The organism is Methylobacterium indicum (genome assembly GCF_001043895.1).
Classification (GTDB): Bacteria; Pseudomonadota; Alphaproteobacteria; order Rhizobiales; family Beijerinckiaceae; genus Methylobacterium; species Methylobacterium indicum.
The window spans coordinates 1-900 of record NZ_JTHF01000392.1 but is presented as its reverse complement, the minus strand read 5'-3'; the positions used below and the strand labels follow the sequence as shown (position 1 = coordinate 900).

At 59.7% G+C, this 900-nt stretch carries 1 protein-coding gene; it reads right to left on the bottom strand.

The annotated features are described in order from the left end of the window. Nucleotides 1-286 (bottom strand): hypothetical protein (locus QR78_RS35785; protein WP_208993254.1); only part of this gene is annotated, 286 nt, incomplete at its 3' end. Between the last annotated feature and the right edge of the window lie 614 nt (nt 287-900).

Below are 900 nucleotides of genomic sequence, written 5' to 3'. Positions count from 1 at the left end.
GCCCATGCCGCCCGGCCCATGCCGAGCCGTCCGGGGAAAGGTCCGACGGAAGTTTTTCGTCTCCCCTCAGGCCGGGAGAGGAAAAGCCCGTGCTCGTCTCGGCGCGAAAGTTTCCCGGATAGCCCTGCGCCCCACGGGGAGACGAGGATCCGACGGAGACGTCGCCGGCTTCGGGCGCGGCGGGCGCTCGTAAAGAAGGTCTGGGACGGCGGTCGTCCGGTCGTCCGGTCGCCGAGATCGTCGAGGCACCGCCCGCCACCGAATCGCCGTCGCGCGCGAAGGGCATCGAACCGACGTCCCGGACGAGGCGGGAGGCCGCGCCGGCACCGATACCCGGGGCCACCCCTCCGTCACGAGGCGATCGGGCACCCGAAAAAACTTCATGCGCTAAAAATTTCGATCTCCGTCCCTCGAACCCGCCCACTTGGCCGCCGGTCGTCACCGACCCTCAGCAGGAGCTTTGCTCTAACAAAATCGTGTTACAAAAATATACTTATAAATCTGATTTGTGATTTTTTGTTAGCTCTTGGATCTGATCAAAAAAAGCGCCATTTTTCGCTTGTTAGATCCTGAACCGACGCCTTCTACGCAAGACCAGTCGATCGGTTGTCGCAGCGCAAATGTGGTGATTCTGCCACATTCCGACACCAAGGGGACACTCGAGCGTTGTTAGACCTTGAGAAAGATTGATCAACTCGGCGGCATGAAAGATTGTTCCGACCGTACCGAGGAAGTCCGGTGCGGTTCGGCCATGTCTGTGCGGCGGCCGAATCTTCGGGGGCATAAGAGGGACATGGTCTCGAGGCCGAAAAGGTCTTCGGAACAGAGTCGTTCACCCCTTTCGGGTCCGAAATCTTGGAGGTCTCCATGAAGCTCGTTAAGAGCCTTCTGCTCGGTTCG